The sequence below is a fragment of the Legionella nautarum genome, assembly GCF_001467895.1.
Classification (GTDB): Bacteria; Pseudomonadota; Gammaproteobacteria; order Legionellales; family Legionellaceae; genus Tatlockia; species Tatlockia nautarum.
In genome coordinates, this window is the sequence record NZ_LNYO01000011.1 from 14508 (window position 1) to 38866 (window position 24359).

Below are 24359 nucleotides of genomic sequence, written 5' to 3' on the forward strand. Positions count from 1 at the left end.
TGAAATTAATGTAATAAAAGGACTAGGTGTGAACTAATGAATAATATTGATAACCATTTGCTCGAATTCGGCATTGCAGTAATAGGGTTGGCAGGCCGATTTCCAGGAGCAAACACAATTGACCAATTTTGGGAAAATTTGAAAAATGGAGTTGAATCCATTCAGTTTTTTTCAGACGCAGAACTGAAGGAAGCTGGAGTACCTGAGCTCTTACGAAGAGACTCCAATTATGTTGCAGCGAAGGGTATCTTGGATGATATTGCTGGATTTGATGCCTCTTTTTTTAATATTCCCCCACGAGAAGCAGAGCTTATTGATCCACAGCAAAGAATTTTTTTAGAGTGTGCCTGGGAAGCCTTAGAGCATGCTGGCTACGATCCCTATAATTTTGCTGGCCGCATTGGTACTTTTGCCAGTGCATCTAAAAATACTTATTTATTATTTAATTTAATGACCTGCCCGGAACTCCATGATCCTTTAGTTGCCTCTCAGGTTCTTATTGCTAATGATAAAGATTATGTAAGCACTAGAACTTCCTATAAATTAAATTTACGCGGGCCAAGTATTACAGTGCAGTCGGCTTGTTCAAGTTCTTTAGTGGCTTTACATCTTGCCTGCCAAAGTCTGATGTCTGGTGAATGTGAGATGGCCTTAGCCGGCGGCGTTGCTATCGATGTCCCTCATAAAGCAGGATATTTATATCAATCTGGCGGTATTTTTTCTCCCGATGGCCATTGTCGGGTTTTTGATAGCAACGCGCGCGGAACAGTGTTTGGTCAGGGTGCTGGCGTAGTCATCCTAAAACCCTTTGCCAAAGCCATTGAAGATCGAGATTGCATTCATGCTGTAATTCGCAGTTCAGCGGTTAATAACGACGGTGCAAATAAAACCGGATTTACGGCACCGAGTGTTGAAGGTCAGAGAGATGTCATTATGGATGCAATTGAACTTGCAAATATTGATCCCTCTACCATTGCTTTTGTGGAAGCTCATGGAACCGGAACTGTATTAGGCGACCCCATTGAATTTGAAGCCTTAAAACTGGCATTTAGTAACTATACAAAGCAGACAGGTTTTTGTGCTATAGGTTCTGCTAAATCAAATATTGGCCATCTAAATGCTGCTTCGGGGATTGCGGGGTTCATTAAAAGTGTTTTAACGCTAAAAAATGCTGAAATCCCTCCGAGTTTGCATTTTGAGCGTCCTAATCCCCATATCGATTTTAATGATAGTCCCTTTTTTGTAAGTCAGGGTGCAAAATTTAATCCAGCTCATCCTCGGCGTGGTAGCTTGAGTTCATTTGGTATCGGTGGAACAAATGCCCATGTCGTCTTAGAACAAGGACAAAAGTTCCAAAAAAACAGCAAAGAGAAGGGCTGGCAAATACTTCCCATCTCAGGACGTTCTCTGAAAGTACTCTCTAAGATGCACCAACGCTTAGGTTCTTACCTAAAAGCGCATTTACCTGAGCTGGCTGATGTTTCCTATACTCTGCAAGTAGGTCGACATGCTTTCGCCTATCGCAGTTTTCTGGTTTGCCATGATACAGCAGAGGCCGCAGATATACTTTTAAGCCATGAATTATCCAGCATTAAAAAAGCGGTCGTTACGGCGCCTAAACCCTTAATTTATTTTATCTTCCCTGCACAGGGTGATTTGCAAACTGGAATGACAGCGGAGCTTTATCAGACTGAAAAAGCATATCGACAAGCCTTTAATGACTGTTCTCAATTGCTGAGTCCTTTAATCCAAATTGATTTATCCCATCTATTATTTAGTGAAGAAAAACAGGTTCTTAGTCCAGAACTTATTTCAGAAAAAATTTATTATGCTCTGCTCTTTAGTATTGAATATTCTCTTGCACGTTTATGGATGGCGTGGGGGGTTGAGCCACAGGCTTTATTTGGAGATGGGATAGGGGCTTTTGTTGCTGCCTGTTTGTCTGGTGTTATTACATTATCAGAGGCTCTGGCGCTCATCACAGGTTCAATCACTTTAACAGAACTTAAATGCCAGGAACCTGAAATTCCCTTATTTTCTCATCTCACGGGAGAGAAACTACAAAATGAGGAGCTAAAACAAAACAGCTACTGGTCATTAGATGCCAATCCTGTCTCTTTGCAGACTAGACTTTCCAAGCTTGCAAAACATTCTGACCAAATATTTCTGGAAGTTGGCGTTGGCGACACTATTATTCAAAAAATTAATCAAATTCAAAATAATATGGTCAGGCAGCTGGGAGTGGCCTCTCTTTCTTATCTTAATAAAGTCAGTGAGCGCCAGGCGATGTTAACCACTCTAGGTTCACTTTGGTTAAGGGGGGGCGAACCAAACTGGGAGGCTTTGCATGAATTTGCAGAGCGCACACCCTTGCCAACCTATCCCTTTGAACATAAGCGCTATTGGATAGAAAGGCAGGAACCCAAAGTCTCTAATAAGGCGCAGCATTTATCCTCTGCAGGCATCGCAGCCGGCGCATCAGATAAGGATACAGAACTTAAATTGCTAGCAATTTTTAGCAAGCTATTAAAAATTGAAGCGATTGGAATCCATGATAACTTTTTTGATCTTGGTGGAGATTCCTTGTTGGGAGTGGAGTTAATTGCCTTGGTTAAGGAAGCCTTTAATCTAAATCTTCCATTAAATGCTCTATTTGAAGCGCCAACAGTTGAAGCGATTACAAGTTTAATCACCCGAGCCCAAACTCATGGTGTTGAAAAAGCCTTGGAAAACGCCAGGAATAATTCTGCCGCAGACTTGGTGCTAGATACTGCTTTGCAACCGCCAACCCAGTTTAAATACGATGCCGATCCCTCGGCTATCTTAATAACTGGAGCGGCTGGATTTTTAGGCTCTTTTATCGTTCATGAACTTTTACAAAAAACGCGCGCCAAACTTTATTGTTTAGTCAGAGCTTCTTCATTGGAAGAAGGATTTTCTCGTCTTGAAAAGGCACTTGCACACTATGGATTGTCTGGATTTGAACAAAAAGATCGCATTCAAATCGTTTTAGGTGATTTATCCTTGGCGAATTTCGGACTTTCCGAACAGCAATACCTCGAATTAGCTGAAGCGATTTATTCCATTTACCACTGTGGAGCTCGTTTAAGCTTTATAGATCCCTATCGCAATTTGCGCAAAATTAATGTGCAAGGTACTCGACATGTCATTGAGTTCGCATGTCAACAAAGAACCAAACATATTCATCATGTGTCTTCAATCGCTGTCTATGATTCTGAAAATTACGTAGGTCTAGCCCATGCCGATGAAAGTTTATCCCTGGATAACAGCTATGGATTTCACACGGGTTATGATGAAAGTAAATGGGTATCGGAACGTATTGTTGCCGAGGCTGAAAAGCGTGGAGTACCAGTTACTGTTTATCGGCCAGGAAATATTTCCGGCGATAGTCGTACAGGGGTTTGTTCATCAAGTGATTTTGTAGGCATCATGTTGCGAGGTTGTATTGAGTTGGGTTTCGCACCGGACAATGATGCTTTTGTTGATGTTGTCCCTATTGATTATGTTTCCAGGGCCTTAGTGCATTTATCGTTAAAGCAGTCTGCGATAGGTGAGAAATATAATTTAGTTAATTCTAAGCCCGTGCGTTGGAGCGAAATGGTCAGCATGATTCAAGATATTGGCTATTTTCTTCAAACCGAACCTTTTGACAAGTGGCGTGAACGTTTAGCTAGAGAGCGTCTGGAAAAAAGAAACAACCCAATGATTCCTCTTTTACCTATGTTTCAAGACAGGCCCTTATTTTCAAATCGTTGTTATAGCGGCAAAAAGGTGACAGAGAGTTTGTCTGGAAGCGATATTCGTTGTCATCCGATGGATACTAAATTATTTAGTGTTTACTTAGATTATTTAGTAGGCCAAGAACTGTTATCCCATTCTAACTAGAGAGGAAAAAAATGAGTCATGGAATTATTCATAGTATTAAATTCTCCACCAAATTAACTGAGGTATTGACGCAAGAATTTGGTTCTCGGGTTGAAGAGTTAGCAGAAGCAATCTTTCCTCAGTCAGAACGGGAGCAATGGCTGAATTGCAAGCCAGAAGAGCTAATAAACACCTACATAAAAAACATGCAATTCACTGTTAATTTATTGACACAATTATCACAGGCTCATGGAGAAAAAGTTGCTGAAATAACAAGCCAATTAATGGCTCAAGAAGAACAGACACGTTGGTGCAATGCGGCAAAAGAGATTAACGATCATTCTATAGAAAATTTTATTCGCATTGTCTGGGAACCTTTAGCAGCCTTGGGATTTAAATTCAGCGTTGAAAAACGTGACGGGGGAATGCAATTACACTGCACAAGTTGCCCTATCCACGATTTATCAAAAATGATAGGTGGCGCAAAGTGGCTGGCTATTTTGGAGTGCAATAAAGATTTACACAATGTTAAAGGATTTAATCCTAATATTGGATTTAAAAGAACAAAAACACTGATGAATGGCGATAGTCATTGCGATCATTTTTATTACTCGCTTACAGAGCAAGGTGAATAAGAATGGCATTTTGGTATCTATTAATTGGATTAGTTGCAGCAGGGCTTGGGTTAATAATCAGTCGGGCTTTGTTCTGCAAACCAGCGAAAGCTCTGATTTTTGAATCGGTTAATTTAAAAATTGAAGAGGATTCGGCAATTGAACATCTTTGTCGAGTTATTCAATTTGAAACTATTTCAGAGCAACCCCTGGTTAACGCTAATCCTGAGGCCTTTAAAGCCCTGCATACTTACCTGTTTTCCACGTATCCAGATCTATTTAAACAAGTAGAGCTTAAATCCTTTGGGGAATTTGCTCTCTTACTTAAATGGCAAGGAGAAGACTCGTCAATGGAACCCATGCTATTAATTGCGCATCAGGATGTGGTTCCAGTACCTATTAGCGAATCTGATCAATGGTCATTTCCACCTTTTTCAGGCCAGGTAGACGATGGATATATCTACGGCCGAGGTGCGCTGGATATGAAATCGAGCTTAGTCGCCATTCTGGAAGCACTAAACCATTTGATGCAAGATGGTTTTAAACCGCAACGATCTATCTATATTTATCTGGGAGATGATGAAGAAGTTGGTGGACCTACAGCTAAAAAAGCAGCGGAATGGTTAGAGGCAGAAAAGGTTAGCTTGAGTTATATCATTGATGAAGGTGGCGCCATTCTCGAAAAACTGATTCCTAAATTTGAACTCCCTTTATGTCTAATTGGTATAGGCCAAAAAGGGCAACTTAATATTGAATTATCAGTTAAGGGTGATAGCGGCCATTCGGCCAAACCACCCAAGCATACTCCAATTGATATTTTGGGAGGAGCTATCGCGAAAATAAAAGAGCAGGAAATGCCAATTCAAAAGGATTCTCTGGTTTTTCCCTTATTTCAAAAAATGGCACCCTACTTACCCTTTACACAAAAATTAATTATAGCCAATTTATGGCTATTCAAACCTTTACTTGCAGCTAAACTAACAGCAAATCCGCTAATGAATGCCATGATGCGTACTACTGCTGCGCCAACTATTTTTCAAGCGGGAATAAAGCAGAATATACTGCCTGAGATTGCAACAGCGATTATCAACTATCGTTTATACCCGGGAACAACAAGTGATGAAGTTCTCAAACATCTGCAAATGGTATTGCAGAATTTGCCTGTGAAAATCAAAGTTCTTGATAATTTTAATGGGCCAGTTCTTGCTGATCCAAAGGCCTATGGTTTTGACATAATTTGTAAAACGGCCTGCCAAATCTCAAAAGCTCCTTTATTATCAGCACCTGTTCTTACTATAGGAGGTACTGATGGACGACATTTTAAAGCCTTGACGGATAATGCCTATCAGTTCCTTTTTATTCGCGGCACGATGGAAGATTTTAAAGGCTATCATGGAATTAATGAGCGTATTTCAGTCAGTAATTATCTGAATAGTATTCGATTCTATATTCAATTGATTAAAAACTCACAAAATCATCAGGAATTTAAAGAATGCCCCCGACCTTATTAACCAATTTTACTGAGCAATTTGGTGTAAACGCTCAGACAGACAATTCGGTAATTTTTGTAATGGTTCATGGGGCTGACGGCAGTATTGCTTCTTTTTATGAATTGTCGAGATTGCTTAAAATCCCAATTGTGGGCGTGAGTTATGTCGCTTCTGTAGCAGGATCTTGCCAGTCAATTGAGGAATTTGCCTTTGCTTATTTGAACCATTTATCGCAGCAATATCCACAGACAACCTTTATTCCTGCTGGACATTCTTTTGGTGGTTTAGTGGCCTATGAAATGGCAGCGATGCTTGCCCTCCGAAACAAAAAAGAAGTACCTGCATTCTTGCTTGATCCAAATTTACCTTTGGCTATGCAAAATTATCAGGCTGAACGTTTGCTTGAACTTCGTGTATTGGCGAGCTCCATTTTTCCACAATCCTTGATTGAACATCACCAGGTTTATCAATCCGAGGAAAGTACTTTGCTGAAATTGCTATATCGATGTTTAAAGCCCCATCGTCTCGAAGAAATTTTGGAGACCAGAAAACACTGTCTTCGTGCCTTAAGTCGCTATGCCTTAAAGGATCATCCCGCGGTTGTTGGGCACATGATTCATGCGAGTGAAAGGCTTTCTTATGATTTCACTGATCAGGATACGAAGGTTATAACGACGGGGAAACATGTAGGTGGTAACCATTTCACTATGCTGAATGTTCCTCATGTTGAGGATATCGCCTCCCATATAAATTTAAAGTTAGGACATTATTATGAGTGCAGAAGTTTATGAAGGTAAGTTACCCCATCAATTATTTGAAGAACAGGTTCTCAAAACTGGAGCAAATCGAGCAGTTTTCAGTGAAAACAGTTCCTTAAGTTATGAGGCCTTAAATAAAAAGGCAAATCAGTTGGCACGCTTTTTAAGCGAGAAATTAAAAATTGTAAAAGGGGATAGCGTTGGAGTTTGTTGTTCCCATGATCCTGAACGTGTATTAGCGTTGATGGCGATTGCTAAAGCTGGGGCGATTTATGTTCCTATCGATCCCTTTTATCCGGCGGATCTAATCAATTATATGACTGATAAAATTGATGCAAAAGTGATTTTAATGAACCGAGATGAACTTTTAATCAAAGAAGAAGAATTAAAAGCTAACCTAGTAAATTTGAATTCAATTGATCTCACAAAATATGCTGACTCTAATCTTTCTTTAAGCATAAAACCCCGCGATCCAATGTATATTATCTTTACATCTGGTTCTACAGGACGACCCAAAGCAGTAGCAGTATCTCATGAGGCAGCCCACAATCATTTTGCCTGGATAATGGATTATACCTCATTTTCAGACAAAGACATTTGGATGCAGACTATCAATCCTTCCTTTGATCCCTCAATGCATGAGTTAATGGCCCCTCTTATGGTGGGCGGCTCTATAGGTTTAATTGGCGGCACTAAAAAATTGGACAGCCGTGAAATTATAGATGCTATTATCCGCCATCAAGCCACGCATATAACCACTGTACCAACTATGCTAACTCTTTTGGTTAATACGCCCAATTTTTCTTCCTGCGAATCATTAAAAGAGGTTTGTGTTGGCGGGGAGGTTTTTAGGCCAGCACTTGCGGAAAAAGCCCTAGCTCAATTGCCTAAGACTACTTTTCATAATGTTTATGGTCCGACGGAAGCAACGATTATGGCCAGTGGCTGGAAAATTGAAACACCGCAAAATAGAGAGGCCTTACCTATTGGCCCGGCCATTTATAATATGAGATTTTATATAAAAACGGATGATGGAGAAATCCGGCCGCTTAGCCCGCATCTGGAGGGTGAATTATGTATAAGCGGCGTTTCTTTGGCCAATGGTTATGTGAATGATGAAGAGCAAACCAAAGAAAAATTTGTATCCAATCCCCTCGAGCCTAATCCTAAGTCTATTTATTCACTTTTATATTTTTCTGGTGATCGTTGCCGGGTGGATGCTGAAGAAAATATCTATTGCCTGGGTCGTCTTGATGATCAGGTTAAGATCAATGGACAGCGAGTTGAATTAGCCGAAATAGAATATCAATTTTCAACACTCCCCCAAATCCATGATGTTGGCGCATTGCTCATTGAAGGGGATTTATTTATCGCTTTAGTGCCCACAAAGACACCCACGCAGGAAGAGAATTGGTTGTCTGAGGTTCGCAAGGAGATGGAAAAAAAATTGCCCCAGCATATGTTGCCAAAGCGCATGAGAATCTTAGACACCATTCCAAGACAAGCGGTCAGTGCCAAAGCAGATAGAAAAAAACTCATGGAAATTCTGGCATTAGAAACCAAGCCCGTCCCTAGCAAAAAATCCTTTGTACATAAGGAAAGAGTTTCAGTGGAAGAACTGGTGACTAAAATGGTTTCCGAGGTTAGATCGGACTGTATGTATGCTGAGCGCGATGCCAGCTTCGCTGACCTTGGTTTTGATTCAGTCGATTTACAGATGTTGACCCTGTCTTTGTCAAAACGCTTCGACCTTGAAATTCGTACAGAAGAATTATATGAATATTACACCATTGAAAAGTTGACAAAATATATTGAAAACCAGGTCGCCTGTATTGCCTGAGTGGAGAGAAAATGATTAAAAAAATTGATATTGCGGTTATCGGTGGCGGAGTATCCGGTCTATATAGTGCTTATCGTCTTAAAAAATTATTGCCAGAAAAAACCATAGCGGTCTTTGAGTTACTGCCCTTTTTAGGAGGGCGAATTCAGACAGGATCCTTTACTGAGGGTTTATTTCAACCAGCTTATGGTGCGTTGAGAATAGAGCCTGAGTATCAAAAACAAATGCATCGTTTTATTCAGGACTTACAGATTCCGGTAAAACAGATTGAACAAGGTGAGGCCAGCACACCCTCGGTTCCTAATCTTGATGCCCTTACTGCTGAAGAAAGAAACCTTATTTTAGAAAATCCCGAAAGGGGAGCAGATATTTTACTGCTTGAATTGGGAATACAAAAAATACTGGGCGAGCAATGGAATCTGAAAACTGATGATCTGACTAATCCAGGTCGCGATGCCGAGCTTGAAATATTGCGACAAACAGCCTGCTATAAAAAGAAACCGCTATATCAGCAAGGGGCCTGGAATGTATTTGCTGATGTTCTTTCGTATGAAGCAATCGAATTTTTCCGTGAAAAGGGTGCTTATTACAATATGAAAAATGATAATCAATCGTCCATCGATTGGATCATTTTTCTTTTAACCTTCCGACTCTTGAAGCAACCGTCATACATACCCGTAGGAGGTATGATTCAACTAATTAATCATATTGAAAAAGAACTTTGCAAATTAGAGGTGGGAATCCATCTCAATCGCCAATTGCAAGCAATAAACGAACGGGATAAGAAAACCCTTTGTTTAAAATTGGAAGACAGGCAAACAGGAACAATTGAAGAATTATTATGTGAGCATGTGATTTTGGCACTCCCTCAGTATCCTTTGAAACAATTAACTTCTTACCTGCCTTCCACAATCAATATTCTGCTTGACAGTGTTTCGCCAATTCCCATTATCTGGGCGACTGCAACTATGAAAAATCCACCTTGGGAGCTTGATGCACCACCAACGGGGGGGGAAGGAGCGCCGATCAGAACTGCTCATCTGGAATGGAAACAAAACAAGGGAGAGGCTTACGGTTTGGCCATGCTTTATTGCGACGGTCCTTGGCATCAATATTGGCGTCCTTACGTGGAAGATAAGGTCGATGATTTTGAAGGTTATCAGTATCTTCCCCAAATCAACCAAAATGCATCATTGAAATATGAAATTGAAAAAGCGATAAAGCAACATTTTAATCTGCCTTCGATGCCTGAGGTGGAAGAGTGGGGAATACGCGATTGGGGTCGCCCCCCTTTTGGGGCCGCGGTGCATTTTTGGAAACCGAATGCCCAATCCACTCTAATCATGCAAACCCTAAAGGCATTTGCTTTACAGGAAAATGGTCAATATAAAAACGTACATATTTGTGGAGAAGCCTACTCGCAATACCAAGGCTTTTTTGAAGGGGCAATTCAATCTGCAGATTTTGCAATTTCAGCGATTGTGCAATCCTTTCTTGCTAAATAAGTTAAGTCTAGTTTGCAATTTTTAAGAGGTAACTAAATTGAAGCAGCATTCACCTATTTCAATTATTGGCATGGCCTGTGAGTTTGCAGGCCAGGCTGATTCATTGGCTAATTTCTATAAGGTAATCCTAGAAGGAGTGGATGCAACTTCAGATATCTCTGAAGGACGTTGGAATGTTGATTTAGACAGTCTTCCGCAATCGATTAGGCATGGTGGTTTTTTAAAAAGAAATCCTTGGAGTTTTGATGCGCAGTTTTTTGCAATTTCTCCTAAAGAGGCTGCACATATGGATCCGCAACATCGAATTTTGCTGGAACAAACGTATCATGCTCTTGAAGATACAAACCTTGATCTGGATACCATTAAGGGCAGCAATTGTGGTGTATTCATTGGTTTAGGAACCCAGGATTACTCACGCATCATGCACAATTCGGGGCAGTTTAGTGGTTTACATAGTAAAGGCTCGCTTGGCAGCATGGCTGCGGGGCGAATTGCCTATCATTTTGATTTAATTGGCCCCAATTTTGTAGTAGATACCGCTTGCTCTTCTTCATTAGTCGCTCTGGATCAAGCGGTTAAAGCTTTACAGGATCATCGCTGTGATTTAGCTATCGTCGGTGGGGTAACTCTTATTTTGACGACTGACTACAATACAGATTTAGCCAGTGCAAATTTATTGGCTAAGGATGGACGCTGCAAACCTTTCAGCAAAGGGGCAGATGGCTTTGCACGCGGTGAAGGGGTAGGGGTCATTATTTTACAAAGACGTCAGGAAGCGCTCAGGGATAAACGGAGAATTTATGCCAATATTTTAGGCTCAGCTATCAATTCTGATGGAAAAACTAATGGTATTACCGCACCCTCTAAAGAATCGCAAAAACGTGTTATTCAAGACGCATTAAAAGACGCTCAAATATCTGCTCAAGAAGTAAACTTTATTGAAACGCACGGAACAGGCACTGATCTAGGAGATAAAATTGAATTTGCAGCCCTAATTGAAATTTATCAAGGCAGGGAAGAGCCCTTGTATATTGGTTCTGTAAAAGGAAATATTGCTCATTGTGAAGCCGCAGCAGGAATTGCCGGAGTAATTAAAACCAGTCTATGTATTTATCATGATCTTATTCCCCCTCACACTGCGGCAAATTTTTTAAATCCGGACTTAAGGGTTGCTTCGTTGAAGGCGCAATTTCCGGCACAGGTACTTCCCAAGAGAAATATTGTTGGCACTGTTAGTTCCTTTGGAATGAGTGGCGCAAATGCAGAGGTAGTTTTAGCGGATGAACCGACAAAGAATGCAGCCGCTTCAGCGGATTGTCCACAGGTCTATCCCTATCTCCTATTGTCGGCAAAATCCGCGGAGTCTTTGCATAAATTGGGTTCTGAATATCGCCTTCTTCTGGAACATTGTGAGGAGGAGGCATTTAACAAATGTTTATCTCAAGCCAATTTGCGAAATAATTGTTCAGGTTACCGGAAGCTAGTTTATGGTCAAGACAAGACGGCTTTGTTAAAGCAATTAGATAAAATTGATTTAACAGCGCTTAAAAAAAGAATGGTCAAGGGAAAAACAAAGTTTGCCTTTATGTTTACCGGTCAGGGTGCTGTATTCAAAGAGATGACACGAGTCCTTTACGATAGAATTCCACTTTATCGCAATATTCTTAACGATTACGCGGCCAAAATGGATGACGTCATCCATTTACCGCACAAAATCATAAGCTATATTTTTAATGATGAATTTTCACTAAGCCTGGATGATCCACAAACGGCACAATTGAGTTTATTTCTAATCGAATTTTCTCTTGCGCGTTTGTTAAATCTACTTGGCATAACGCCTGATTTTGTAGTGGGTCACAGCCTTGGAGAATATGCAGCTGCCTGTAGTGCAGGAATTTTGTCTTTTGAACAGGCAGTGCAAATGGTCAATCTCAGAAGTCAAGCAATTAAAGAAGAACCGGGGCTTCAAGATGGATTAATGTTACAAATTTACGCAACTAATGAGCTAGTCCAAAAGTTATTAGCGGAGCTCAGATTAAAAAATCCACTGTTAGCCTTGTGGATTTCAGTCAATAATGCACCAGAAATACAAGTTGTATCAGGTAACAAGGAATCGGTTTTACAATTGACGGATCTTTTGAAACAAAAAGGGATTCCTTATCTCAAATTAAATACAAGCCATGCTTTTCATACTCCCTGTCTTGAATTGGCAGCTACCAATTTCAAAGATCGTGCGCTAGCTTCGGCTATGAGTTTTACTTTAAAAAATTCTATAACCTCTTTTATCTCTACCGCGGAACCTCACCGAGATGATAACCAAAATCAAGCGTTCGCATCCATTGATTATTGGGCAGCCCAAATTGTGAAACCAGTGCGTTTTGTAGATGCAATCGAAAGCTGTTATGAATTAGGAGTTAGGTCCTTCATTGAAATTGGTCCGGATAGTATATTGACTAATCTTGCACGTCAGTGCCTTAAAAATAAAGAGTCCAGCGCTGAACTGGAATTTATAGCAATGAATAGCAAAAATAAAAACAATCTCGATTCATTGTTTAGTGTCCTGAATTATTTCTATAGTACTCATCGTTTGGATGGTTCAAAGCTCGGGCTTTTGGATGATAAACAGAGAGTTTTTTCTTCCTTTTTTTTGCCTGTTTACCCTTTTGCAAGGGTGGAATTATTACCTGATTATTTAAAAAATTCGCGGGTGCCGGCAGTAATTGAAAAAAATAACTCTAAAAAAATAAGATTGGAGCCAACTCATTTGGAGTTCCAAATCAACCTCGATCTATCCCAAATTGAGCACGCTTATATTGCCCAACATGTTATCCATGAAATGTGTATTTTGCCAGGTTCTTATTATATTGCTACCAGTATTCAGTTGCTGGAAACATTTAAAGAAAGCTATTTGGCTAACCAGCCGCAGACTATTATCGAACTGGATAATTTGCTCATTATGCATCCAGTGATTATCTCACAGAGCGGACAAGAAAGTCTGAAAGTAACTATCCATCAGCAAAAGCCAAATCAATACAAATTTAGCTACTTTTGTCTAGCTGAAATAGACCAATTAGTCTGCGAAATGACTCTCCTTTTAAAATCGTATGAAGAGCCAAATTGTGTAGAAATAAATCAAGGCACCAAAATACAAGACACATCTGAGTTTTATAGCAATTATGCTGTCTGCGGGGTCAATTATGGGCCCTTATTTAAAAAGCAAAAATCCTATTATAATCTTGACAGTCAAAACATTATCAGCGAGTTAGAAGCTGCCGAGGGTTATTTCACCAGTCATGCAGCCTTTATAGATAATTGCTTTCAAACAATGGCCTTAGGCTTAAATCAGCTTGGGAGTGCTTTTGCGCCTACGGCTGTTAATCAGTTTAAATTTTATAAAGAAGAAAAATGGGGGGTAGGTTTAGGCTGTCATGCCCAAATAATAGAGCAAAAAGAAGGGCATTTGGAAGCCAATCTAAAAGTTTATAATGCCCAAAATAAAGTAGTCATGGAAATCAATGGAATTGTCTGCAAATCTATTCAATTAGATGCCTTGTCTGCGAATGTCATCCACAAAGTAGCACTGGAAAAAATAGCTGTTTCGGCACCTGATAACTCTTTAAAAGACTTTGCATTTCTTGCGAATTTTAAAACAGAGTGGGTTAAGCCTGAATCAATATTAGCTTGGTCTGATTTGCAGGCTAAGACAACAATCGATGTCCGGCATTTAATAATTGGTTTCGATGGGCTTGCCTGGGACAAAAATGAACTCTTTTCCCTATTTCAGTGTTTGTTCAATTTTTTAAGGCTCCAGGCTGAAAAGATTTCAGGAAATTTAAAGGTCATTTCATTCCTTTCTTTAAACGATAAGGCCAAAGATTATAAAAAACTCTTAGCCCCGCTTTTAAAGGCGATGACACTGGCCTTTCCAACGGAATTTCCTAATCTAAGCTTCCGCCATTTCAGCTATACTAAATTGACAAAAGATAATATCGCCTTTCTTTTTGCTGAAGATAAGGAATTGCCAACTGATCATGAATTTCTAATTCCCTTTTGGGAAGTTTATGGAAATGAACTCTATCGTTATAAAACAATTCCACAAAAGCCCAATCAGGCTGAGCCGCTTCCCAAAGAAGGGTATTACTTAATTACAGGAGGCTTAGGTGGTATAGGAAAAACCTTAGTTAGGCATATGGTGTCCAATTTAGGTTGTAGAAATTTAATTCTAACCTATCGTAAACTTGAACCTGAGGCCGAACAATTTATTACCGAACTCAATGATCAATACGACGCAAATATTCGTTGCCATCATGTTGATTTAAGATCTGAAAGCCAGCTTGTTAAATTATTTGCAACTCTACCGCGCCCTCTCTATGGAATCTTTCACTTAGCGGGGATTATTCAGGATCAAAGCCTTGCTAAAACTAGTCCACATTCCATTGAAAATGTTTTGGCAGCCAAATTGTTCTCAGCTTGGACCTTGCATGAATTGTCGCAGGAAATCACCGAACTTAAGGCTTTTGTTTTATTTTCTTCACTGGCCACATTGATTTCTTCACCAGGGCAATTTAATTACGCACTGGCAAATCTGGGATTACAAGAATTAGCCGCTCATCGTAAGAATAGTCATTTACCAGTTAGCCTAATTGATTGGGGACCATGGGCAAATATCGGTATGATGGCCAATTCAGACTCTTTATCAGCATCGAGTATAGTTTTAAGCAAATTTGTACCCTTATCACCGACAATTTGTCATGAGGCACTTTTTTCATGCTTAAATCAGACCAATGATTCTCATTTTGCCGTCTTTAAAATGAATAAAAGAGAGCCAATTGTTCGAACAAGTGTAGAATCGGAAACAAAAATTTCGCTCAATCCCCATTCATCAAAAAAAGAAGCAGCCCAATTTATCAAAGCGCTGTTGCTAAGACTTATTGCTCAGGAAACAAACCATGCCAGTGCATCCATAGATGAGCACCTAATTCTTAGCGAACTTGGTTTGGATTCTATCAATACAATAAGAATTCGTGCGGAGTTGCAAACAGAATTAAATCTTGCTATTCCCTTATCTATTTTACTGGAAGAAACCACCCTCGAACGCCTTGTAGACCAGGTGCTGGTATTGTGGTTGGCGAATCAGAATAATCAGAACCAGCACTCAGAATCGAATGAGGAAGCCTCGGTAAACAGGGGTGATGCTAATTTCTTTTCGCTTTCTTATAATCAGTTTTCAATTTGGTATGAACAGCACGCCATAGAAAACAACCAGGCTTATCATTGTTCAATTGGCTGGAAAATACGCGGCGGCGATCTTAATCTTAAGCAGGTTTATGCAAATTGGGAAGTATTGATTAGCAGGCATGAAATGCTCCGAGCTTTATTTTCAAGCAGAGAGGGAAATTTAGGTTATGAGTTACTTTCTGTTTCACAAGCTTTGGAACAGCAAATGGTTGTCGTTGAAACTATCGAGGCGGATCGTGACCCACAGCAATACTTACAAAATTATTTGTTGCGTAAAATCGATTTTAATCGTGAATTACCAACAAAAGTCCTTATCCTTTCTCACCAAAATGATGTGTATCTAATGCTCTCTTCCCATCATATTGTTATGGATGCAGCAGCAATGTTTTATCTGGGGAAAAAATTATTAACCTCCTTATGTGAAGCCGATTACGTCTTGGATAAGGACTTTTCGTCCCAACCCTACCATGAATTTACAAAACAACAATTTCTGCAATCTGCAGAATTTGATTTAAAAACACTGTCTTTTTTGCGGAAGGAAGTATTGAATGAAGAAGGGGAGTTGCGCGTATTTGAATTACCGAAAAAATCAAATACTGGGATCTTAAATTTGGCAAAAGGAGCAACAAAGACCATCTTATTTTCAGAAATGGAAATGCAAATCATTCAGTCATTGCCGGCAAGCATCCGAGTACATTTATGCCTAAGCGCATGGGCATTATTACTAGCGAAATACAGTGGTGAAGAAAACCTGTTAATTGGTGTCGCTTTTAATGGCAGGACTCAAAAGAAATGGACGGAGGTTGTAGGCCATTTTGTAAATGTCTTACCCTTATGTATTAAGGTGAATCAACATCAGGCTTCTAATCAGTTCATAAACGAGATAAAAAGTCGTTTGATCGAATTACTAGAATTTCAGGATTTCCCCCTTGTAAAATTAATGAAGGATCCAGAAGTTAAACAAGCACTCCAGGGTCGACCCTTATTACAAACTTATTTTAATTATTTTGATGCCTCAGATCTTGATATTAGCGTTAATAATCAGTTAGTAACTATTGATGCTTTAGTTTATCCCCAACAAGAGGCCCAATTTGAAATGAGTCTATGGGTGACGCGAACAAGCAGAGGTTTTGACTTTGAGGTTAAATATCAGAGAGAACTATTTTCAGAGACTATGCTTGAAAAACTGGTAGGATATTATAAAACGGTTCTAATCGCTCTAAGTCAGGCGCTGTTGCAAAGTAATACTCAGTTGAAATTAGCTGAGATCCAATTTTTGTCAGAGACAGAGTTGGCAAAACGTCTTCCGCCAGAGTCAACAAATCGACCTAGTCAGTTGGTATACAACTATTTTGCAGAACAGGCAGCGAGTTTGCCACAGTCTGTAGCCATTGAAATGCGCGAGCAAAATATAAGTTATCAAAGTTTGCAAGGCTGGGTCGATGAGCTTGCATTAGCACTGACTGAATTTCCGCAATCCAAGGATGAAACCGTGGCTATTATAGCGCCTGAACGTGCTAATATTGAGTTCATCGTGACGGTTCTAGCCTTATGGAAACAGGGGTTTGCCTTTGTTCCCTTAAATAGCCATCATCCCTTTGAACGCATTAAATATGTTCTGGATACAGTGGGGTGTAGGAAACTCATTTTGGTTGATGTCTTAAGTCCAAACCTTGAGAATTATATCTGCACTAACAATAAATTATTGCTTGAAGTTAGAATCGAGTTTCCTCAGTTGCAAATTCAAGTATTAAACGAATCAATCCCAGAAGAAAATGATAGATTTGAAAACAGAAGCCAAGCGAATCCCAGTGATCTTGCCTATATTCTGTTTACCTCTGGATCTACTGGGTTACCAAAAGGTGTGCTAATTGAACAAGAGGGTCTTATTGACCGTTTATTGTGGATGAAAAATTATTTTAATTTTTCTGCAGCAGATAAATTTTTACAATCAACGCTTCTTACCTTTGATGTTTCTCTACCTGAATACTGTTTACCTTTGATATGTGGCGCCACTATAGTGCTTTTTCACCCAGAAGAGAGCCAGAATGCGCATGCTGCTCTTTGTACTTATCATCAGGTGACGATGATGAGTACCGTGCCATCTTTGTTCAGTATTTTGCTCTCGGATTTGGCTGGTTGCCCTACGTTAAAACATCTAATTATGATTGGAGAGGTTCTTCCGCGCGCGATAGTCAACAAGTGGCTAGCCTCTAACCAAACTTGTACCTTATATAATTTATATGGCCCAACAGAGGTTACAGTTTATGCGAGTGCTCATGCTTGTCGTGAGCCAATTAACTCGGCTTTGGTTCCAATAGGTGAAGCAGCTGACAATGTTATTCCCTTGGTTTTAGACCAATATGGTAATCCAGTTTTAGATGAGGTGATCGGTGAGCTCTATTTAGCTGGCAGTGGGGTTGCACGAGGTTATATTGGTGGACAACTGAAGTCCGATCCCTTTATCAATAATCCATGGCAATCATTACATTATACGCGGATGTATAAAACCGGTGATTTTGTTCGTTGGCTTGAAGGAGGAAGGCTTGAGTATATTGGCCGTAAAGATAATCGCATTAAATTAAACGGTCTTTTAGTTGAATTGGGTGAGATTGAAGAACGGGTGCTAAAAGCCTTTCCAGATCTGGAAAATGCTTGTGCAATTATTACTGAGTTTAAAATCAAAGAAACTTTAATAAAACACATTGTATTATGCATCATGCCAGAATGTACAGATAGCTCTATTATCATGGAGCATCTTAAACAACACTTACCCCAATATATGCTTCCTTGGAAAATTATTTCCTATGCCGAATTTCCACGGAATTCTAGTGCAAAGGTTGATAGAAAATTATTAACAAACTTAGTAAAGGAACTTTACGAAGAAGAGTCAGTCCAAGCGAAGCTAAGACCTAAATCGAGTCATCAGCCTGTTACTTTCATGGAAAAGGAAATTTGCAAAATATGGGAAACTTTATTACAAAAATCTAACCTGGGTATCGATGAAAATTTCTTCGAATTAGGCGGAGATTCCTTGTTACTGACACAAATGATCCTGCTCGTGGAAAAACAGCTAGGTATTAAAACAAATTTCGCTAAATTTCTCGCCAACCCATCAATTAATTCCCTACTTCATGGCCTAAGCATGGAGTCTCCTATTTGGGAAAATGAATTTAAACTTCTAAAAGCGATTTCACCTTATCAAGAAGTAAAGAAAACAAAGGCTGTTTTATTAACAGGTGGAACGGGACATTTGGGTATTCATCTTTTACGTTCTTTACTTAATCAAACAGATAAGCAAATTTATTTAATTATTAGAGCCGAATCCAAGACAAAGGCGATTGAAAGATTAACAGAGCGTTATTTTAGCGTTTTTGGGGATTCTCTTGCCCTAAATCGCCTTTGCATTTATAGCGGTGATTTAGCGTTATTAAATTTTGGTTTGGAAGAAGCAGATTTTCAAAAACTTTGCCAGGAAATTTCCTTAATAATTCATGCTGCTGCTGAGGTGAATCATGTAGTTGATTATGTCCGTTTAAAAAAATCCAATGTCCTAGTTTCTAAGAATATGCTTGATTTGGCAAGATCTGCCCATTGCACACATTTTTTTCATATTTCTACTCAATTCTCTGAGCTTAGCATCTTGCCTGAGTCTTATATGAATGAAACGTCTATAAACGAATTTAGTTCAGGATATGAACAATCCAAGTTTATTGCTGAATCATTAATGTCTGCTGCAAAAAATCTTAAGTATCCAGTGACAACCCTACGTTTGCCGCTAATTATTGACGACAGTGATCCACTTTTATTGCGACAAAATCACTTTGTAGCCTTTGTAATGAAATGTTTGCGGCTCGGAGCATACCCTGATATTGGCTTATCCTTTGCGCTGTTGGCAACGGCAGATCTGGCTGATTTTGTCGCTGAACTGTCCAACAAAAGTTATTTAGAACCAGAAGTTTATAATTGTCATACAAGGAGAATTTCACTCCAGGAACTCTTTGATTTTTTCATAACAGAAACAGAATATAAGGTGAATAAATTAGAGCCTTCCTTATGGAAAGCCCGAGTTTTAGAATCAACCTATGAGACGGATCCTTTTTATAAACTTCTACCACTTTATACCTCATCTTTACTCATTTCAGAGAATGTTAATGAACAATTAATCGAGCATAAAGGGTTTTTAAAAGCGATAGAAACCACTAAGTTAGCCGTGACTGATAATGCGCATATTAAAAAGATTGGGTCGATGTTGGCGAATTACTCCAGACTATAAACAATAAGGTCTAAGGACTCTGAGCCCTATATCTTTTTAAACACCAAACTGCCATTAGTCCCACCAAAGCCCAATGAATTGCTCAACACATAATCAATTCGTCTCGTCTGTGGCTGATGGGGTACAAAGTCGAGATCACAACCCTCATCTGGATTGTCAAGATTGATAGTAGGTGGGGCAATTTGATCGCGTATTGCCAAGATTGAAAAAATGGCCTCCACAGCACCGGCGGCTCCAATTAAGTGTCCTGTCATGGATTTGGTTGAGCTGATTGCTAAGTTATAAGCATGTGGGCCAAAGACACGTTTGACTGCAATGGTTTCGTTCAAATCATTTAAATAGGTTGAGGTGCCATGGGCATTGATATAATCAATGAATTTCGAATCAATTTGCGCATCGTTGATAGCGTTAAGCATGGAGCGGGTGGCACCATCGGCATCTTCATCAGGCGCTGTAATATGGTAGGCATCCCCCGACATACCAAAACCGACTAATTCCGCATAGATCCTTGCGCCGCGAGCTTTAGCATGCTCATAGGATTCAAGAACAAGAATGCCAGCGCCTTCGCCCATCACAAAACCATCCCTCTCTTTATCCCAAGGGCGAGAAGCCCGTTCAGGCTCGTCATTGCGTTTAGACAAGGCCCTTACTGCTGAGAATCCTGCCAGACAAAGTGGCGTGCAAGTCATTTCAGTACCCCCGCAAATCATTATATCAGCATCGCCATAGGCGATCGTGCGTGCGCCTAAGCCAATATTATGCGTACCTGTTGTACAGGCGGTAACCATAGAAATATTAGGGCCCTTTAACTGGTGCTTAATCGAAATTTGACCTGCAACCATGTTAATGATGCTAGCCGGTATAAAAAAAGGGGATACCTTACGCGGCCCGCCATGTTGTAATTTTTCAAAATTATTGGTAATGGTTGCAATTCCACCAATTCCCGACCCCACTGCAACGCCGGCACGAACTGCTAAGGCTTCATCGATCACTAACCCTGAATCAAGCATGGCCTCTTCTGTGGCAGCCAAGCCATATTGGGTAAACATATCCATTTTTCTGCTGTCTTTGGCGGGTATAATATTATCGATATTGAAATTCTTCACCTTAGCCCAGATGCGGGTTGAGTAATCGCTAACATCATATTCGGTGATCGCTTGAACGCCACTTTTGCCAGCCAATATATTTTTCCAGTTTTCTTCTACGGTTAGCCCAAGTGGTGAAACCATGCCCATACCTGTAATTACAACGCGTCGTTTACTCAATTATTACTCCAGCTGTTTTATAGAAAATTTATGAAATTGGGTGACTCTAATTTATCATATAATCAGCATCATTGGTGAAGTGCATCTGCCTGAACTATCCCGTTAGGAGAGCGCCGTATATTCAACCCCTGCTCCACGAACTATCATTTTTTAAATTTAAAGGAAAAAATGATAGGTTTAAAGATACTAAAAACACGATCAATAAGCAAAAAAGTTCCACGAAAAAATAAGTCAGAAGAATTCGCAGCGAATTCCTTTTACATTTTATGATCCCTGTTTGCACTCATGTCTGATTGTGGTTTTTTATCCTTAGCTTCGTCCACAGATGTAGCAGGATTTTGAAAAAAGAAAGAATCTTCTTGTGCGCCAAGTGGTTTAGATGATGATTTCTCTTTTTCCACCGTGTCTGCTTGTTGCTTAAATAATGCAGAAAATTCTTTGACATAAGCCGTATGTCCCTCTAGGGTTGCGAGTTCAAGCGCTGTTTGTCCTTGTTTATTGGGTATGGCAATATTAATGTCAGGCGCATGTTGATGGATAATTTTTAACAAGTCGACATCACCTTTTTGAGCGGATGCATGCAAAAGGGCTTCATAGAAAATACTTTGTAAGTGATTATAAAAATTATACTTAGTTTGTAAATACTCACCAACAACAACCAAGGCAGCTTGCATTTCAGTCCAATTGGTCTTCAAAATTTCTTCGCGCCTGGTTTCATTGTCCAGGCGCATGTTATTGTTTAAAAAGTAATTACTGAGATCGTGTTTTAATTGGGACGATGCATCGGGCAAACTTGCCAAACTGATTTCATATAAAGCACGCATAGCAGGTTCAAAGGTATATTTATTATCAGATTGCAGGAATGGAAGCTTATTGTGAGATAATGCTTTTTCAAAGGTATTATCACCAGATATTCCGACTATAGAATCTGCAATATGATATAATTTGTTGTAATCGCCATCTTCTAAATAAAATCCGGATAAAATTCGTACTGTCTTTTTAGCGGTCGGAGAAGACCCGAAATGTATAGTGCGTATCGCACCGTTAACATTAACTTCCAGATTAATTTCCATATTATCAAAACCATAATTTTGAAAACCATTTGCAATTAACATAGATTCAAGCTTTGGCACTAAAACTTCTTTGTCTTCTATCATTCTTGTCGCGGAGAAGGAGTACTTATCTAATTCTTCAATATCGTGCGCATAACGTAACCGGGGATCAAAAAGAGGACTTATATTAATATGAAAGAGCATATCCTTATCTGAATTTTTCTCATGCTCAATGCAGTATAAAATAAATTTCATAATACTCGGTTCATCTTGCAGATAAGCAGGTATTATTTGAGTCCCATTCATAAAATCAGTCAGCTCTCTTTTTTCGATTAACTCGCCGCTTTCTTTTTTAAGTAAGGTTCGTACATAGTCTTGATTAGTAAATGATAATAATGTTTCTTCTTTCGAAATCGATAAGGGGGATTCCAGTTTAATACCATAGTCAAATATGCTTTCTGGGGATTTCGGAAGCCCCATCCATCTATCGGTTATATTCCTTTCAATTCCAGGTTTATCGCGTTTATCAAAATCTAGTGGTATGGGGCTAAAGGCAGCAGGGGTACGTAAGCCCGAATGTTCTGCAATATTGACAATAGGAATTCCAGGATAACAATACCTTAAAAGCGTTTCTTTCTGATATTTAGTCGTTGCACTAGACACTTGAATAATAGTTAATGCATTTTCTAAATCATTTTGTAATTCGACATTGCTTGTTACAAATTCAGAAAATTGTTGATTTAACTCTTCTAAACGTGGAAATGTTTTTGGCATGGTAAAAATGAATGGTTTTAAATCCATATTTAAATTATTTAAACGCTCTTTTACAATTTCTTCCAGATTGGCAAGACATAGAATTAAAGGAACAATCTTAATTCCAGATTCCAATGCTAAAGGATGGATTTTTTTAGTTATATCAAGCCAATGTTGGAAATCACCAATCCCATCATAATGAATGTAATTAACTAAAATAATAGTTGTCACAAAACAGGTCCGACGTACCCACCAGCCATATTGAAAAATGCACCTATTTTAATCTTAGATGAAGCTACCAGTTCACTAGACTCTATTACAGAAGAGCTTATCACAGGAGTTTGAAGTCCTCACGACCGAAAACGCCACGATTCTAGTAAAAAGTCATCAAATGCTATCTAGCCAATATTTTTCTCAATAAAACTGATAGATGATTTGAAATAGTTTGATACTTCATTTTTATTTTCGAAGAAGCGAGGCAAAACTTTATTTATAAATTCATGTAAATCAGGTGGCTGTTTCTTTAATTTAAATAGAAATACCTCTGTACGTTTTGAAGCAGGGTCGTAGGTATCATTAATAGCACATAATATATTTATGATCGCATCCAGTCCTCTAAATAATTGAAACTGATATGCCAATATGCCAATGTCTCTTTGTGAATAATCCACAAGCTCTTCGTAACTCTCTCTGAGTATGGGTAAATATGAATGGATAATTTCTTTTTTTAGCCCATGGGGCATAGGGCTTATCTTTGATTGACATGACGCTATAAAATGATTTTTATCATATAAAATTTTACATGTTTCAAGAAGCCCAAGAAAAGTGTAGGGCCTGAAGGGAAACTCATCAAAGGTAATCTGATTTTTGATGATAAGGTTTTCAATTACTCGATTGACCCATTCCGTTGTGTTGTAACCAATGTCGATGGCCTGATCACCAATCATCAAACAATCATTGACAGGTGTCCAGGACACATCCCAGTCACCCATGTTTTTTCCTAGGGAAACAATTTTCGTGTCGGGGAACTTGCTGTAAGTGATTTCCCGTAAATTGTCTTGGGGAATAACATTATTCACGAGAACTAAAAGATCAATGTCTGATTTATTGTCTTGGAGCATTTGAGCATACGATCCATAGCAAAGAACCCCCTGTGGAGTAATTTCTTTTGCAAGATGTGTTACAAATTCATTGATGTCCACTAACAATGCTCCAAATGTCTACTATTATCAAGTCGTCAAAAACGAGGGTTGTTATTGCCGAAATCAGCAAGACTCAAATATCGTCTGAAATACCCCTGTTTGTAGGACCAAAGTGGTTAAATAATCAGGAGTTAAATATCTTCCCATTACACTAGGCCTTAAGCGAAAGCGAATTTACTTGAAAGGCGATCATCATCTGTTACATAAAGCGACAGGTAGATGGAGACTCATTCGTATCTTCGTTTTCAATTATTTCTTCTGGAGAAGGTATCACTAAAGTTAAATCAGGGACTTCGTCTATTGTTTGAATACCTTCATTTTCGGGATCAGGTTGTAAAAGGTAATAATTTTCCTTTCCCATCCTCGGATTTTTTTGTTCTAATTCTACAGCTTTGTGGTTGGGTAATCCCCCCATTTTTAACCGAAGTTAAAAGTAGAGGATTAGGCCACTAGAGCCAGTTTTTGCCTTGGAGTAATCCCT

At 39.3% G+C, this 24359-nt stretch carries 11 protein-coding genes; 7 read left to right on the forward strand and 4 right to left on the reverse strand.

Annotated features, from left to right (window positions below):
• Window positions 1–36: 36 nt before the first annotated feature.
• From Lnau_RS03275 to Lnau_RS03305, 7 genes are read left to right on the forward strand one after another with little or no spacing between them, the layout of a single operon-like run.
• Entirely contained in the window at window positions 37–3906 is a 3870-nt protein-coding gene (locus Lnau_RS03275) for a type I polyketide synthase (protein ID WP_058503726.1), read from the forward strand.
• 11 nt (window positions 3907–3917) lie between these two features.
• A complete protein-coding gene (locus Lnau_RS03280) occupies window positions 3918–4520 on the forward strand; it encodes an L-2-amino-thiazoline-4-carboxylic acid hydrolase (protein ID WP_058503727.1) in 603 nt (200 codons plus the stop codon).
• Window positions 4521–4522: 2 nt separating this feature from the next.
• On the forward strand, window positions 4523–6010 hold the full coding sequence (locus Lnau_RS03285; RefSeq protein WP_058503728.1) for a M20/M25/M40 family metallo-hydrolase: 1488 nt from the start codon (window positions 4523–4525) through the stop codon (window positions 6008–6010).
• Window positions 5992–6780, forward strand: coding sequence for a thioesterase domain-containing protein (locus tag Lnau_RS03290; RefSeq protein WP_058503729.1), 789 nt, complete (start codon window positions 5992–5994; stop codon window positions 6778–6780). The genes Lnau_RS03285 and Lnau_RS03290 overlap by 19 nt, the downstream gene beginning before the upstream one ends.
• Entirely contained in the window at window positions 6761–8587 is a 1827-nt protein-coding gene (locus Lnau_RS03295) for a non-ribosomal peptide synthetase (RefSeq protein ID WP_058503730.1), read from the forward strand. Before Lnau_RS03290 ends, Lnau_RS03295 begins: the two co-directional genes overlap by 20 nt.
• An 11-nt stretch (window positions 8588–8598) precedes the next feature.
• On the forward strand, window positions 8599–10092 hold the full coding sequence (locus tag Lnau_RS03300; RefSeq protein ID WP_058503731.1) for a flavin monoamine oxidase family protein: 1494 nt from the start codon (window positions 8599–8601) through the stop codon (window positions 10090–10092).
• A 37-nt stretch (window positions 10093–10129) separates the two neighbouring features.
• Entirely contained in the window at window positions 10130–19606 is a 9477-nt protein-coding gene (locus Lnau_RS03305) for a hybrid non-ribosomal peptide synthetase/type I polyketide synthase (protein WP_058503732.1), read from the forward strand.
• A 26-nt stretch (window positions 19607–19632) separates the two neighbouring features.
• Here the strand turns inward: Lnau_RS03305 and fabF are convergent, their stop codons facing one another.
• The 4 genes from fabF to Lnau_RS03325 form a co-directional block, all read right to left on the reverse strand.
• Window positions 19633–20871, reverse strand: coding sequence for a beta-ketoacyl-ACP synthase II (fabF, locus tag Lnau_RS03310; protein WP_058503733.1), 1239 nt, complete (start codon window positions 20869–20871; stop codon window positions 19633–19635).
• Between the two features lie 257 nt (window positions 20872–21128).
• Window positions 21129–22907, reverse strand: a complete 1779-nt coding sequence (locus Lnau_RS03315) for an ankyrin repeat domain-containing protein (RefSeq protein ID WP_058503734.1) — start codon at window positions 22905–22907, stop codon at window positions 21129–21131.
• Window positions 22908–23074: 167 nt separating this feature from the next.
• Window positions 23075–23878: a nucleotidyltransferase domain-containing protein gene (locus Lnau_RS03320; RefSeq protein WP_058503735.1), complete on the reverse strand. Its 804-nt coding sequence runs from the start codon at window positions 23876–23878 to the stop codon at window positions 23075–23077.
• A gap of 199 nt (window positions 23879–24077) precedes the next feature.
• Window positions 24078–24293, reverse strand: coding sequence for a hypothetical protein (locus Lnau_RS03325; RefSeq protein ID WP_058503736.1), 216 nt, complete (start codon window positions 24291–24293; stop codon window positions 24078–24080).
• Window positions 24294–24359 lie beyond the last annotated feature (66 nt).

What these genes read in the sequence shown, in the direction of transcription:
- Lnau_RS03275 (WP_058503726.1), top strand. Translation starts at nt 37, where the DNA reads ATGAATAATATTGATAACCATTTGCTCGAATTCGGCATTGCAGTAATA.
- Lnau_RS03280 (WP_058503727.1), top strand. Translation starts at nt 3,918, where the DNA reads ATGAGTCATGGAATTATTCATAGTATTAAATTCTCCACCAAATTAACT.
- Lnau_RS03285 (WP_058503728.1), top strand. Translation starts at nt 4,523, where the DNA reads ATGGCATTTTGGTATCTATTAATTGGATTAGTTGCAGCAGGGCTTGGG.
- Lnau_RS03290 (WP_058503729.1), top strand. Translation starts at nt 5,992, where the DNA reads ATGCCCCCGACCTTATTAACCAATTTTACTGAGCAATTTGGTGTAAAC.
- Lnau_RS03295 (WP_058503730.1), top strand. Translation starts at nt 6,761, where the DNA reads ATGAGTGCAGAAGTTTATGAAGGTAAGTTACCCCATCAATTATTTGAA.
- Lnau_RS03300 (WP_058503731.1), top strand. Translation starts at nt 8,599, where the DNA reads ATGATTAAAAAAATTGATATTGCGGTTATCGGTGGCGGAGTATCCGGT.
- Lnau_RS03325 (WP_058503736.1), bottom strand. Translation starts at nt 24,293, where the DNA reads ATGGGGGGATTACCCAACCACAAAGCTGTAGAATTAGAACAAAAAAAT.